The following is a 13094-nucleotide window of genomic DNA, read 5'->3' on the forward strand; positions in this document are numbered from 1 at the left end:
GCGGTCAGTGCGCGTACGGCCAGCCCGACGAGTCGTAACCCAGCAGGTTGACGCCCAGCAGCGAGGCGCCGCCGGAGGTGTAGTAGTGGTAGGCCAGGATGTCGCCGTCCACGTCGGTGAACACGTCCTGGTGCCCCGGGCCGATGACCGCGTCGTGGGTCGCCAGGATCTCGGTGCCGCCACCGGAGTTGAGGTCGCGGCCGCCGCGGTCCAGGTACGGGCCGGTGACGGAGGTCGAGCGGCCGACCATGACGCGGTAGGTGCTCGACGCGCCGCGGCAGCAGTAGTCGAACGACACGAACAGGTAGTAGTAGCCGCCGTGCTTGACGATGGTGGGCGCCTCGACGGGCCCGCCGTTGCGGCTCGCGACCGACCGGATCGTGCCGTCCAGCCGCTTGCCCGTGGACGGGTTGAGCTGGACGAGCTTGATGCCCGACCAGAACGAGCCGAAGCTCAGCCACCAGCGGCCCTGGTCGTCGACCACCAGGTTGGGGTCGATGGCGTTGAAGTTGTCGCTGGTGCGCGACTCGACGACCAGGCCCTGGTCGGTCCAGGAGCCCGCCGCGCCGGTGGTGCTGGTGGCCAGGAAGATCGCCGACCGGTTCGAGCCGAAGCTGGACGCCGAGTAGTACAGGTGGTAGCGGCCGTTCTGGTACGACAGGTCCGGGGCCCACAGGTTGCGGCTCCCGTTGGTGTAGGTGGTCGTCCACGGCGCGCCGTTGGGGAAGACCTGGCCCGCGTTCCGGAAGGCGATGCGGTCGGTCGAGGTCTTCAGCGCGATGTTGTCGCCGGTGTGCGCCACCAGGTAGCCGCCCTCGGGGCGCTTGGCGAACGACGGGTCGTGCACGCCCACGTCGCCCGTCACCCGACCGGGGTTCGGGTAGGCCATCGCCTGGATTGCGTTAGCGCTACCACTGATCGTCAGGCTGGCTGCCGCGGTGAGGGCGGTTAACGTTGTTGCTGCCCACGCGATCGCCTTTGACCTGCGTGTTTGCATGCTTCGCCTCCTTGCGAGCATCGCTGGGAACCCTCCCAGGTGGGGCCAACTATCCCGAGCGCGACGTTCCGGCGTCAAGGGTTGAGACGATTCAATGTGAGCGCTAACAGGTGGCCCGGGGTGCCCGTCCCGCGAAGAACGCCCGGATGTCGGCCACCAGCAGGTCCGGCACCTCCAGCGCGGCGAAGTGGCCGCCCCGGTCGAACTCGCTCCAGTGCTCGACCCGGTGCGTCCGCTCGGCCAGCGGCCGGACCGGCAGCACGATGTCGTGCGCGAACACCGCGACGCCCAGCGGTGCCGGGCAGGCGGGCTTCGGCGCGAGGCCGCTCTCCCGGGTCAGCCGCGCCGACGAGCCGGCGGTGCCGGTGAGCCAGTACAGCATCACGTTGGTCAGCACCCGGTCCACCGGGATGGCCGAGGCGGGGTCGGTCCACTCGGTGAACTTCTCCGCGATCCACGCGAGCTGCCCCGCCGGCGAGTCGGTCAGCGCGTAGGCGACGGTCTGCGGGCGGGTGCCCTGCAGGACCTGGTAGCCGGGGCGCTGCCGGAGGTACCCCTCGATCCGGTCGAGCCTGCGCCGGTCCTCTCCGGACAGTTCGACGCCCTCGACCGGCGGCGTGGGCAGGTAGTTGACGTGCACCCCGACGACGCGGTCCGGTGCCACCGCGCCCATCGCCTGCGCGATGCCCGAACCCCAGTCGCCGCCCTGCGCGCCGTAGCGGGGGTAGCCGAGGCGGGTCATCAGCTCGGTGAACGCCCGCGCCACGCGCGTCACGTCCCAGCCGCGCTCGGTGGTGGGGCCGGACAGGCCGAAGCCGGGGATGGACGGCACGACGACGTGGAAGTCGCGCGACAGGGGCCCGACCACGTCCAGGAACTCGACCACCGAGCCGGGCCAGCCGTGGATCAGGACCAGGGGCAGGGCGTCCGGGCGCGGTGAGCGGACGTGGAGGAAGTGCACCCGCTGGCCGTCGACGTGCGTGGTGAACTGGGGGAACGCGTTCAGCTCGGCCTCGTGCCGCCGCCAGTCGTAGTGGTTCAGCCAGTGGTCGGCCAGCGCGCGGGCGCGGGCGAGGGGGAAGCCGTAGTCGAAGCCGGCGCCGGGCAGCTCGTCGGGCCAGCGGGTGCGGGCCAGGCGGTCGGCCAGGTCGTCGAGGTCGGCTTGCGGCACGTCCAGCTCGAAGGGCTCGATCATCGCTTACTCCGTTGGTGTGACCAATGTTGGTGACACCAACGATAAGTGATGGACGTTGGTCTTGCCAACGGTTTGGTGGTTCCGATGGGCTCGCGGTGGACGGTGGGGGCGCTGGAGCGGGTTGGCGCGCGGGTGGTCCCGGGAGAGCCACCTTTTCGCGGTCTCGTGCTCGTCCTGGTCCTGGCCGGTCGTCTCCCGCCTTCCGGACGGGGTCCCGATCCGGGCGAGCAGGATGATCGAGGCCGGCGGGAAAGCGCGCCGGCGCCCGGGAAGGCGAGTACGACGGGAATGGTCCGGCCGACGATGCGACCCTTTTCCGTGGTGTCGTCATCGTCGGGGGGACAGTCCGGCGTTGTGCCGCGCAACCCCGGTCGGGCAACGGGTTCGGGTGCGGATGCCCCGGGACGCGGTACCAGGTTGATCACCACGGCTACCCGGGACGACGTGCGCCGCATCGCCACCGCGCTGCCGGAGGTCACCGAGCGCCCCGCGTACGGCATGACCGCCTGGCGGGTGAGGGACAGGCTGTTCGCCCGGGACCGGCCGCCGAACAGGACCGACCTCGCCGCCCTTGGCGACCGGGCGCCGGACGGGCCGGTCCTCGCGGTGCGCGTGCCGGACCCCGGCGCGAAGGAGGCGCTGCCGGCCGACGACCCCGCCCGCTGCTTCACCACCCCGCACCCGGACGGCGGCCCCGTGGTCCTGGTGCGGCTCCTCGACGTCCGGTCGACGAGCTGACCGGGCTGATCACCGGAGCCTGGACCTGCCGGGCGCCGAAGCGCCTCGTCGAGCGGTTCGAACGGGGGCGGCGCGGCGCCCCGGGGGTGGGCGCCGCGCCACCCGGGGTCACCAGGTGCTGTTGACCAGCCCGGTGCCCAGGTAGACCTGGTCGAACCCGTTGCCGTCGTTGTCGTCGGTGTACGCGACGGTGATGCGGCCCCACGGGTCGACGCCCAGCGCGGGCTCGTCCTGGCGGCCGGTGGCCGTGCTGACGGTGGTCTGCCGGGGCAGCCTGCCGTCGACCGTGCCGTCCGGGTTCAGGCCCTGCGTCACCACGTCCTGCGCCTCCGCCCACGTCACCACGACGTTGAGCTGGTCGTCGACGCCGATCCGCGGGTCCGCGCCGGCCAGCACGGTGTCGGTCGCGGTCCGGGGCGCGCCCGCGGCGGTGAACGACCTCGCGGCCACGGCGGGGGTGCCGGTGTGGTCGGTCTCCCACGCCACCGCGAAGTCGCCGTTGAAGTTGGCGGCCACCACGGGGTGCCGCTGCTGGCCGTCGCCCGCGGCGTTGGCGGTGCCCTGGGCCACCTTCACCCCGCCGGCGGGGGTGAGGACCTTCCGGCCGACGTTGAAGAAGCCGTTGCCGTCGCCGTCCTCCTCCCAGACGACGATCGCGTTGCCCGCCGCGCCCACGGCCACGTCCGGGCGCTGGTGGGTGCCGCCCGCGGGGTGGACCTGGGCCTCGTAGGTCTTCGAGGTGACCGAGGCGAAGCCCGCCACCCGCACGGTCGGTGCGGCGGTGCCCTGCCGGTCCTCCCACGCCACCGCGAAACCGGCGCCGTCCGGGTCGGCGGCCACGGCCGGGTCGAGCTGCTGGCCGTCCGCGCTCGCGTTGGCCCGCGCGGAACCGGTCACGGTGCCGGTGGTCGACAGGGTCCGCACCTGGACGTTGTAGTAGCCGTTGCCGTCGCCGTCCTCGGACCACGCGACGACCGCCGTGCCGTCCTCGTGCAGGGCCACGTCCGGTTGCACGTGCCGCCAGTCGCCGGTGCCGCCCGCGGACAGCTTGACCTCGTAGCGGGAGGCGCCGTCGCGGAACAGGCGGACCCACACCTCGCTGTGCAGCGGGTCGGTGGGCGTCGCGGAGTCGCGGTCGTCCTCCCAGGCCACGGCGGTCCAGCCGTTGCGCGTGGCCGACACCGCAGCGTTGTCCTGGTCGCCGGTGGCGGTGCTGTTCGCGGTGGTCCAGGTGGCCGCCGCCGAGGCGGTGCCCGGGGCGAGGAGCACCAGGCCGCACGCGACGGGGATGGTGATCAGCTTCTTGTTCACGGCGCCTGCAATCCGGGGTTGCCCGCCTCGACGACGTAGCTCTGCACGGTCTTGACCGGGTAGTCGCGGGTGGTGACCCGGTCCACGCAGCGGAAGTCCACGCCCACCTGCGCGGGCGTGGTGACGGTGCGGACGTAGCCGCGGAGGTTCTTGTGGAACTTCACGTGCGGGTTGAGGCTCGACAGGCCGGTGTCGGCGGCGTTGCCGTCACCGCCGGAGGTCACCGAGGTGGTCACCAGCTCCGTGCCGACCACCCGGTCCTGCCGGTCGTAGTCCAGCATCAGGTCCGCGGCCCACGACCGGTGCACGTCGCCGGTCAGCACGACGGTGTTGCGCAGGCCCGCCGCGTCCCAGCCGCGCTGGAGCCGGTCGCGGTTGGCGGTGTAGCCGTCCCACGAGTCCATCGACCTCGCGCCGTCGGCCGAGGCGAGCTTCTGCGCGAAGAACACCTGCTGGCCCAGGAAGTCCCAGGTGCCCAGGCGCTGCCGCATCCCGTCGAGCAGCCACGCCTCCTGCGCCGCGCCGGTCAGCGTGCGGGCCGGGTCGTCGGCCTCCGCGCACACCTTCGTGCCGTCGCCGCACGCCTGGTCGTCGCGGTACTGCCGGGTGTCGAGCAGGTGGAACGTGGCCAGGCTGCCCCAGCGGACCCGCCGGTAGAGCTGCATGTCCTCGGCGACCGGCCGCTGTGCGGCGCGCAGGGGCATGTGCTCGTAATAAGCCTTGTACGCGGCCGCGCGGCGCGCCCGGAAGTCCCCGGCGGGGGAGGTGTTGGCCCGCACCAGGCCGGCGTAGTTGTTCTCCACCTCGTGGTCGTCCCACACCACCAGCCACGGCGCGGCGGCGTGCGCGGCCTGGAGGTCCACGTCGGTCTTGTACTGCGCGTGCCGCACCCGGTAGTCGGCCGGCGACGCGATCTCCGCGGCCGGCGCGTGCCGGCGCACCCTGGTGGTGGTCGCGGCGCCCTCGTAGATGTAGTCGCCCAGGTGCAGCACCAGGTCCGGGTGCTCCTCGGCCATGCGCCGGTAGGCGGTGAAGTAGCCCTCCTCGTAGTGCGAGCAGGAGGTGAACACCGCGGTCAGCGCCGGGCTGGTGCCCACCGCGGGCGCGGTGACGGCGCGGCCCACCGGCGAGATGTGCCCGGCGGCGCGGAACCGGTAGGAGTACTCCCGGCCGGGCTGGAGGCCGGTGACCTCGACGTGCACGCTGTGCGCCCAGTCCCGCGCGGCGGTGGCGGTGCCGCTGCGGACCACCCGGGTGAACCGGCTGTCGTCGGCGACCTGCCAGTCCACGGTCACCGGGGCGCTGGACATGCCGCCCAGGCCGTCGGCGTCGAGCGGGCTGGGCGCCAGGCGCGTCCAGATCACGAAGCCGTCCGCGGCGGGCTCGCCGGAGGCGACGCCCAGGGTGAACGGGTAGGCCAGGGCGTTGGCGGTGGTGGGGACGAGGACGGTGCCGGCGCCGGCTATGCCGCCGGCGATGAGCGTTCGTCGGGTCAGCGGGGACATCGCTCTCCTCGGTGCGGGGCCGTGGGGACACCTGCCTACCGGGTGGAGGTGATCACCGCGTGTACGCGCGGTGGATGTCGGGGGCGCGACGGGAGGGACAAGACGGGAAGCCGTAGCGGTGCGGGTCAGCGCGACCGGGAGCGGCCCCGGCGCGGGGAGTCGGCGTCGGGCAGGTCGACCCGGCGCAGCGCGTCGATCGCGCTGGACAGGTCGGCGAGCATGATGTCGAAGACCATCGGGCTGTTCTCCTCGCCGATGGCGGCCCTGAACTCCTCGGCCCTCCGGCGCGCGGCGTCCAGGTAGTCCACAGTGGACCGCAGCGTCTCCTCCGGCGGGAAGCGGACGTGGTCGCACAGCAGGCCCTCCAGGGCGATCTCCGCCTTCAGCACGTCACCGGTCATGACCGCGAAGACGTCCCACGCCTCGGGGCCGACGGCGTCGGTCCGGGCCAGGGCCTCGTACGCCGTGTTCTTCCGCCCCACCGACTCCCGCAGGTCGCGGCGGATGCCGATCAGCTTCTGCCGCTCCTCCGGGTCGAGGCGGTACCGCTCCGGCCCGCCGGTCCCGCTCAACGCCCGGCGCAGGGTCACGGCGTTGGCGAAGACCTTGTCCAGGTCGGAGACGACCACCCGCAGCAGCGGGGCGTGCCGGTAGAAGTCCAGCACCTGGGACTGGGCGTGGTAGTACTCGGAGAGACGGTCCTGGGCGGCCTCGACGTTGCGCTCCAGCAGCGCGATCCCCTCGAACACCCCGTCCCGGTCCAGGCGTCGCCGCACCACGTCGTCCAGCGCCTCCCCGACCGGTCCGGGGGGCGCCCGGCGGATCAGGTCGAGGGCCGCGTCCTCGTTCGTCCGGCTGAACGCCCTGGTGAAGCACACGCCCGCGAGCGAGGCCAGCAGGCCGACCACGAAGTCCTTCTGCGAGTTGTAGACCTCGCGGAGGTTGGAGAAGGCGAGTGCCGCGATCACGATCGCGACCACGACGCCCAGGGTGGCCCACATCAGCTGGGACCGGGAGAGGCTGAAACGCCGTTGCGGGACCGGGTCGGCGCTCTCCGGCATGTCCGCCCCCCGTGTGGTCGAGCGCTCTCGCGAAGTCCGACGAGTATGCCAAGGGCCGGGCCACGGGGCGGTGGATTCCGTCCTTCCGTCACCCGTTCGTGGCGTTCGGGACGTCAGCCGGCGGGGTCGACCCGGTGCGCGCCGCCCGCCGCCGTGGCGGTCCAGCACTCCGGTGCGGTGAAGCCGTTGCCGGCGAAGGCCGAGCGCACGGCCGCCGCGGCGGCGTCGACGGCGTCCTGCTCCACCAGGGCGATCACGCAGCCGCCGAAGCCGCCGCCGGTCATGCGGGCGCCCAGGGCGCCCTCGTGCAGCAGCGCGTCGACCGCCACGTCCAGCTCCGGCACGGTCACCTCGTAGTCGTCGCGCAGCGACTCGTGCGAGGCCGTCAGCAGCGGGCCGACCTCGCGCAGCCGGCCGGCCCGCAGCAGGTCCGCCACCGCCAGCACGCGCGCGTTCTCGCCGACCACGTGCCGCACCCGGCGCTCCAGCTTCTCCGGCAGGTCCCAGTGCTCGCCCACCAGGTCGCGCAGCGCGGCCACGCCCAGCAGCTCGGCGGCCCGGTGGCAGTCGCGGCGGCGGGCCGCGTACTCGCCGTCCACCAGCCGGTGCGGCGCCCTGGTGTCCACGACCAGCAGCGCGAGCCCGGCGGCGGCCGGGTCGAACGGGATGTGCTCGACCGCGAGCGTCCGGGTGTCCAGCAGCAGCGCGTGCCGCTCCCAGGCCAGCAGGGACGCGGACTGGTCCATGACCCCGCACGGCACGCCGACGAAGTCGTTCTCGGCGCGCCGCGCGACCCGGGCCAGCTCCCGGCGGTCCAGCGCGACCCCGGACAGCTCGGTCACCGCGAGGGCCACCGCGCTCTCCAGCGCCGCCGACGAGGACAGGCCCGCGCCCCGCGGCACGTTGCCGTCGACCAGCAGGTCGAAGCCGCCGACGGGGTGCCCGGCCGCGCGCAGCGCCCACACCACGCCCGCCGCGTACGCGGCCCAGCCGGTCACCGCGCCGGGCGCCAGGTCGGTCACCCGCACCTCGGTCACGCCCGCGGCCTGCTTCGACGCCACCCGCAGCACGCCGTCGTCGCGGCGGGAGGCGGTCACCCGCACCGAGTGCGGCAGCGCGACGGGCAGCACGAAGCCGTCGTTGTAGTCGGTGTGCTCGCCGATCAGGTTGATCCGGCCCAGAGCCTCGAACACCCCGTCACGCGCCACCCGTGCTCTCCCTCAACCGCAGCGTGAACGGCGTCCGGACGTGCTCCGTCGGCCGCTCTGGGTCCTCGACGCGCCGGCGCAGCAGGTCCACCGCGGCGCGCGCGATGGCCGCCTTGTCCGGTGCGACCGTGGTCAGCGAGGGGAGGCTGTAGGTGCCCTCCTCGGTGTTGTCGAAGCCTACGACAGCAAGATCGGCGGGCACGCGCACACCCCGCTCGGCGGCGGCGCGCACCGCGCCGACGGCCAGCAGGTCGTTGAAGCAGAACACCGCGTCCGGCGGCTCGGGGGAGTCCAGCAGCCGGGCCATGGCCTCCGCGCCGTCCCGGCGGTGGTAGTTCAGCGCGGTCGCGACCAGCTCCTCGCGCACGGGCAGGCCAGCCTCGGCCAGGGCGAGCCGGTAGCCCTCCAGGCGCAGGGCGGCGGTGCCGCGGTGGGGGTGCGCGCCGATGGCGGCGATCCGGGTCCGGCCGAGGGACGCCAGGTGCGCCACGGCCTCGCGCGCCGCGGCCACGTTGTCGATGCCGACGTGGTCGAACGGCACGTCCACGTCGTGCTCGCCGAGCAGCACCACCGGGATGCCGGGCGCCAGCTCGCCGAAGTCGCGGGCCTGGAGCGCCTCGGGGCTGACGATCGCGGCGTCGATCATGTGCGGGCCGAGGGCGGCGAGCGTGTCCCGCTCGCCCTCCCGGGTGCCCAGGGTCTGCTCGATCAGCACGGTCCACTCGTGCGCCCGCGCGGCCCGCAGCACCAGACCCGCCAGCTCGGCGAAGTAGGGCACCACCAGCTCGGGCAGCACGAGGGCCAGGAAGCCGGTGCGGCCCCGGCGCAGATTGCGGGCGCCCAGGTTCGGCCGGTAACCGGTGGCGGCCAGCGCCCGCTCGACCCGGCGGCGGTTCTCCGGTTTCACGAACTCGTAGCCGTTGACCACGTTCGACACCGTCTTCACCGACACGCCCGCCAGCGCGGCGACGTCCTTGAGGGTGGCCAACCGACGCCTCCGCAAGATCGGTCCTCGGGAACGACCGGTAATGGTAGCCGGCGCCGGAAATCCTTTACAACGTTGTATCAACGATGTAAGAACGGGAGTGACCCACGTCACCACCTTTCGGCCGACCGTGGAGCAAGCCATGCGCAAGCTGCTGTCCGGCTTGACCGGACTCCTCCTCCTGAGCACCCTCGTGACCGTGCTGCCCCCGACCGCGCACGCCGCGGTGTGGCAGCCCAAGCCCGCGCCGCTGACCACGCCCTGGACCGGTCAGGTGTCGCCCGCCAACGCCCTGCCGGAGTACCCGCGCCCGCAGCTGGTCCGCCCCGACTGGCTCAACCTCAACGGCGTCTGGGAGTTCGCCGGCGCGCCGGACCTGGGGTCGCCCCCGTTCGGCCGGACCCTCGCCGAGGGCGTCCTGGTGCCCTACCCGGTCGAGTCCGCGCTCTCGGGCATCAAGCGGCACGAGGACCACATGTTCTACCGCCGCTCGTTCACCACCCCCGCCGGCTGGGCCGGTCGCCGGGTGAAGCTGAACTTCGGCGCGGTCACCTGGGAGACGCGGGTGTGGGTCAACGGCGTGGCCGTCGGCACGCACACCGGCGGGTTCGACTCGTTCTCGTTCGACGTCACCGACGCCCTGCGGGCCGGCGCCAACGAACTCGTCGTCGGCGTGCGCTCGACCGTCGACGGCAGCGCCTACCCGGTGGGCAAGCAGCGCCGCTCGCCGAGCGGCATCTTCTACACCGCCGCCTCGGGCATCTGGCAGACCGTCTGGCTGGAGCCGGTCGCGGCGGAGCACGTCACCCGCCTGGACACCGTTCCCGACGTGGCCGCGGGCGTCCTGGACCTGGTCGTGCGGGGCACGGCCGGCCGGCAGGTGCGCGCCGAGGTGCTGGCCGGCGGTCGGGTCGTCGGCGCGGCCGACGGCACGACGGGCGCGCACCTGCGGGTGCCCGTGCCCGACGCCCGGCTGTGGTCGCCGGACGACCCGTTCCTCTACGACCTGCGGGTCACCCTGGGCAGCGACGTCGTCACCGGCTACTTCGGCATGCGCTCGCTGGGCAAGGCGGTGGTCGGCGGGGTCGTGCGGCCCCTGCTCAACGGCGAGTTCGTCTTCCAGCTCGGCACCCTGGACCAGGGCTACTGGCCCGACGGCGTCTACACCGCGCCCACCGACGCCGCGCTGCGGTCCGACCTGGAGCGGCAGAAGGCGCTCGGGTTCAACATGGTGCGCAAGCACATCAAGGTCGAGCCCGCCCGCTGGTACTACCACGCCGACCGGCTCGGCCTGATGGTGTGGCAGGACATGCCGTCGCTGGACGCGGTCGACGAGGTGCCCGGCGGGCGCGCCAACTACGAGTCGGAGCTGCGGCGCGTGGTCGACCAGCTCAAGGGCGTCACCTCGATCGTGCAGTGGGTGCCGTTCAACGAGGGCTGGGGCGAGTACGACGCGGGCCGCATCGTCGACCTGGTGCGCTCGATCGACGACACCCGGCTGGTCAACCACAACTCCGGCTCGAACTGCTGCGTCTCCGACCCGGACCCGGGCAACGGCGACGTCATCGACGACCACGCCTACCAGATCTCCTCCACCACCCGGCAGCCCGACCGCGACCGGGTCGCGGTGCTCGGCGAGTTCGGCGGCCTGGGCCGGCGGGTCGTCGGCCACGAGTGGCAGCCCGGCGCCGGGTTCGCCTACGGCGCGCTGTACCCGGACGAGGCGTCGCTGACCAACCGGTACGTGGAGATCACCCGAGAGGTCGGCCGCCTCGTGCACACCCGCGGCCTGTCCGCGTCGGTCTACACCGAGCCCTACGACGTGGAGAACGAGGTCAACGGCTTCTACACCTACGACCGGCAGGTGCTGAAGGTGACCGAGGCGCGGGTCCGCGAGGTCAACCTCCGGGTGCTGGCGCAGGCCGCCGGCACGGAGGTCGGGCGCGGCGAGGCGGTCTCGCTGCGCGTGACGACCGAGGGCTACACCGACCGCTACCTGCGCCACCGCGACGGCCTGGCCCGCACCGACGTCATCGGCGACGACACGGGCCGCCTGGACGCCACCTTCCACGTGCGGCCCGGCCTGGCCGACCCGGCGTGCGCCTCGTTCGAGTCGCGGAACTTCCCCGGCCGGTTCCTGCGGCACTCGGCGTACCGGATCAGGTCCGACGCGAACGACGGTTCGGCGGGCTTCGCGGCGGACGCCACGTTCTGCCCGCGCGCGGGCGCCGGCGGCACGGTCCTGGAGTCGCGCAACCACCCGGGCCACTTCGTCCGGCACTACGCGGAGGCGGTGTACCTGGCCCGGTCGGGCGGGCCGAACCCGTGGGACACGGCCACGAGCTTCGCGGCCGACACCACGTGGGCGGCCTCGGTGCCGCTGTGGCGCAGCGGGGCCGACCTGCCGCTGGACCAGGCGCGGTCGTTCCGGGTGACCACGCCCGGCTACACCGACCGCTACCTGCGGCACCGCGACGGCCTGGCGCGCACCGACGTGGTGGGCGCCGGCAGCGCCGCCCTGCTCAAGGGCGACGCCACGTTCGTGGTCCGGCGCGGCCTGGCCGACCCGTCGTGCTACTCGCTGGAGTCGCGCAACCTGCCCGGCCTGTACCTGCGGCACGCGGACTTCCGGGTCCGGCTGGGCGCACCGGACGGCTCCGAGCTGTTCCGGCGGGACGCCACGTTCTGCGCCCAGCCCGGTGCCGGCGGCGTGCGGCTGCAGTCGATCAACGAGCTGGGCGCGAGCGTCCGGCACTACGCGGAGGAGGTCTGGGTCGCGGTGAACGGCGGTGCGCACACCTACGACAACCCGTCGTCCTACGACGCGGACGTGACGTGGGCCGTGGTCGCGGCCTGGGCGCCGTAGCGGGTCCTCAGCGACAGCGCCAGCCACACCAGGGAACCGCCGACCACGACGTGCAGCCCGCTGGTCAGCACGGTGTCCGGCAGGCGGGCGGCGAGCGTGAACACCGGCAGCGCCACCGCGTAGGCCCAGGCCGGCACGGGCGGGTGGGCCTTCGCCCGCAGCATGGCGACGCCGAACAGCACGCAGCCGACCGCGAAGACCAGGGCGCTGACGAGCAGGACCACCCGGGTCGGTGCGGCGAGCACCGGGGCGCCCAGGTGGAAGACCACGATGTTCAGCGCGTACGCCGCCGCGCCGAACAGGCCGAGCCCGACGGTGTTGACCGCGTAGGCGACGTCGCCCAGCCGCGTGCGCGGCTGGGTCAGGTGCAGGGCGGTCAGCAGGGGCGCGGCGAGCGCCGGGGAGACGCCGATGACGAGGCTCGTCACGGCCGTCTCCCCGGTGACCGCCTCCACCGCGCCGGGGATCGCGATCAGCAGTCCGGACAGGGCGCCGCACACGGCGCCGAAGCGCAGCAGGAAGTTCATGCGGCGGACGCTATTGCCGGCCCCGGGGGTGCCGGGAGTGCCGACCGACCGGTCCGGGGGGTGCCGATCGGCACGTGCCGGTCAGGCCCGGCGCGCCAGCAGGGCCAGCGACCGCTCCACGACCAGCCCGGTGGCCGCGGCGTCGTAGACGTCCAGGCCGCTGTCGGTGAACAGGTGCGTCGACCCGCGGTAGGTGAACAGCTCCGCGTCCGGCGCCTGCTCCACCAGCGACCGCATCACGTCCAGGTCGCCCCAGTCGTCCTCGTCGTTGACGTGCGCCTGGATCGCCACGTCGGGCGGCCAGGAGTCGCCGTAGGTGTCGGCGGGCACGGCACCGTGGTAGAGCAGCACGGCCAGGGCGCCGGGGCGGGTCTGGGCGAGCCGCTGCGCGGGCATGGCGCCCAGCGAGAAACCCGCGTAGACGACCCGCTCGGGCAGCTCGGACGCCGCGTCGACACCGCGTTGGACCACCGCGTCGAAACCGATCCCCTCGACGTGCGCCACGCCCTCTTCGAGGGTGGCGAACGTCTTGCCGTCGAACAGGTCCGGGGTGGCGACCCAGTGGCCGGCGGCGCGCAGGCGGTCGGCGAAGGCCCGGACGCCCGGGGTGAGGCCCTGGACGTGGTGGAACAGGATGATGTCGGTCATGGCGGGCAGTGTGCCGGCGGGGTGCGACACCCCGCGGCGTCGGGCGGATGCGG

General features: G+C 73.6%; 11 protein-coding genes. 2 read left to right on the forward strand and 9 right to left on the reverse strand.

Going from position 1 to position 13094, the window contains the following annotated elements; all coding sequences use genetic code 11:
* Positions 1-4 precede the first annotated feature (4 nt).
* Both EKG83_RS12355 and EKG83_RS12360 read right to left on the reverse strand, forming a co-directional pair.
* A complete protein-coding gene (locus EKG83_RS12355) occupies positions 5-997 on the reverse strand; it encodes an arabinan endo-1,5-alpha-L-arabinosidase (protein ID WP_084715839.1) in 993 nt (330 codons plus the stop codon).
* A 103-nt stretch (positions 998-1100) separates the two neighbouring features.
* Complete coding sequence (locus EKG83_RS12360) at positions 1101-2192, reverse strand: epoxide hydrolase family protein (protein WP_033427234.1); 1092 nt, start codon at positions 2190-2192, stop codon at positions 1101-1103.
* 417 nt (positions 2193-2609) lie between these two features.
* Here EKG83_RS12360 and EKG83_RS12365 point away from each other — a divergent pair, with 417 nt between their 5' ends.
* Entirely contained in the window at positions 2610-2930 is a 321-nt protein-coding gene (locus EKG83_RS12365; protein WP_211268969.1) for an MmcQ/YjbR family DNA-binding protein, read from the forward strand.
* A 108-nt stretch (positions 2931-3038) separates the two neighbouring features.
* Here EKG83_RS12365 and EKG83_RS12370 read toward each other — a convergent pair whose 3' ends face one another.
* The 5 genes from EKG83_RS12370 to EKG83_RS12390 form a co-directional block, all read right to left on the reverse strand.
* Positions 3039-4241: a hypothetical protein gene (locus tag EKG83_RS12370; protein WP_051764213.1), complete on the reverse strand. Its 1203-nt coding sequence runs from the start codon at positions 4239-4241 to the stop codon at positions 3039-3041.
* Positions 4238-5746, reverse strand: a complete 1509-nt coding sequence (locus EKG83_RS12375) for an alkaline phosphatase D family protein (protein WP_033427235.1) — start codon at positions 5744-5746, stop codon at positions 4238-4240. The genes EKG83_RS12370 and EKG83_RS12375 overlap by 4 nt, the downstream gene beginning before the upstream one ends.
* A 125-nt stretch (positions 5747-5871) precedes the next feature.
* Positions 5872-6807, reverse strand: a complete 936-nt coding sequence (locus EKG83_RS12380; protein ID WP_033427236.1) for a hypothetical protein — start codon at positions 6805-6807, stop codon at positions 5872-5874.
* A gap of 113 nt (positions 6808-6920) precedes the next feature.
* Positions 6921-8015, reverse strand: coding sequence for a galactokinase (galK, locus tag EKG83_RS12385; RefSeq protein WP_051764215.1), 1095 nt, complete (start codon positions 8013-8015; stop codon positions 6921-6923).
* Positions 8005-9003: a LacI family DNA-binding transcriptional regulator gene (locus EKG83_RS12390; RefSeq protein WP_033427237.1), complete on the reverse strand. Its 999-nt coding sequence runs from the start codon at positions 9001-9003 to the stop codon at positions 8005-8007. Before EKG83_RS12390 ends, galK begins: the two co-directional genes overlap by 11 nt.
* 139 nt (positions 9004-9142) lie before the next feature.
* On the opposite strand from EKG83_RS12390, the gene EKG83_RS12395 reads away from it, so the two are divergent.
* Entirely contained in the window at positions 9143-11866 is a 2724-nt protein-coding gene (locus EKG83_RS12395; RefSeq protein WP_033427362.1) for an AbfB domain-containing protein, read from the forward strand.
* Here EKG83_RS12395 and EKG83_RS12400 read toward each other — a convergent pair.
* Together EKG83_RS12400 and EKG83_RS12405 are read right to left on the reverse strand one after the other, a co-directional pair.
* Positions 11818-12393, reverse strand: a complete 576-nt coding sequence (locus tag EKG83_RS12400; RefSeq protein ID WP_033427238.1) for a hypothetical protein — start codon at positions 12391-12393, stop codon at positions 11818-11820. The two genes, EKG83_RS12395 and EKG83_RS12400, sit on opposite strands and share 49 nt — an antisense overlap.
* 81 nt (positions 12394-12474) lie before the next feature.
* Positions 12475-13041: a dienelactone hydrolase family protein gene (locus tag EKG83_RS12405; protein ID WP_033427363.1), complete on the reverse strand. Its 567-nt coding sequence runs from the start codon at positions 13039-13041 to the stop codon at positions 12475-12477.
* Positions 13042-13094 lie beyond the last annotated feature (53 nt).

Source organism: Saccharothrix syringae (assembly GCF_009498035.1).
In the GTDB taxonomy this organism is placed as follows: Bacteria; Actinomycetota; Actinomycetes; order Mycobacteriales; family Pseudonocardiaceae; genus Actinosynnema; species Actinosynnema syringae.

Bases quoted from the DNA above. Each gene is read 5' to 3' on its own strand.
- EKG83_RS12355 (WP_084715839.1), bottom strand. From the start codon at position 997: ATGCAAACACGCAGGTCAAAGGCGATCGCGTGGGCAGCAACAACGTTA.
- EKG83_RS12360 (WP_033427234.1), bottom strand. From the start codon at position 2,192: ATGATCGAGCCCTTCGAGCTGGACGTGCCGCAAGCCGACCTCGACGAC.
- EKG83_RS12375 (WP_033427235.1), bottom strand. From the start codon at position 5,746: ATGTCCCCGCTGACCCGACGAACGCTCATCGCCGGCGGCATAGCCGGC.
- EKG83_RS12380 (WP_033427236.1), bottom strand. From the start codon at position 6,807: ATGCCGGAGAGCGCCGACCCGGTCCCGCAACGGCGTTTCAGCCTCTCC.
- EKG83_RS12395 (WP_033427362.1), top strand. From the start codon at position 9,143: ATGCGCAAGCTGCTGTCCGGCTTGACCGGACTCCTCCTCCTGAGCACC.
- EKG83_RS12400 (WP_033427238.1), bottom strand. From the start codon at position 12,393: ATGAACTTCCTGCTGCGCTTCGGCGCCGTGTGCGGCGCCCTGTCCGGA.
- EKG83_RS12405 (WP_033427363.1), bottom strand. From the start codon at position 13,041: ATGACCGACATCATCCTGTTCCACCACGTCCAGGGCCTCACCCCGGGC.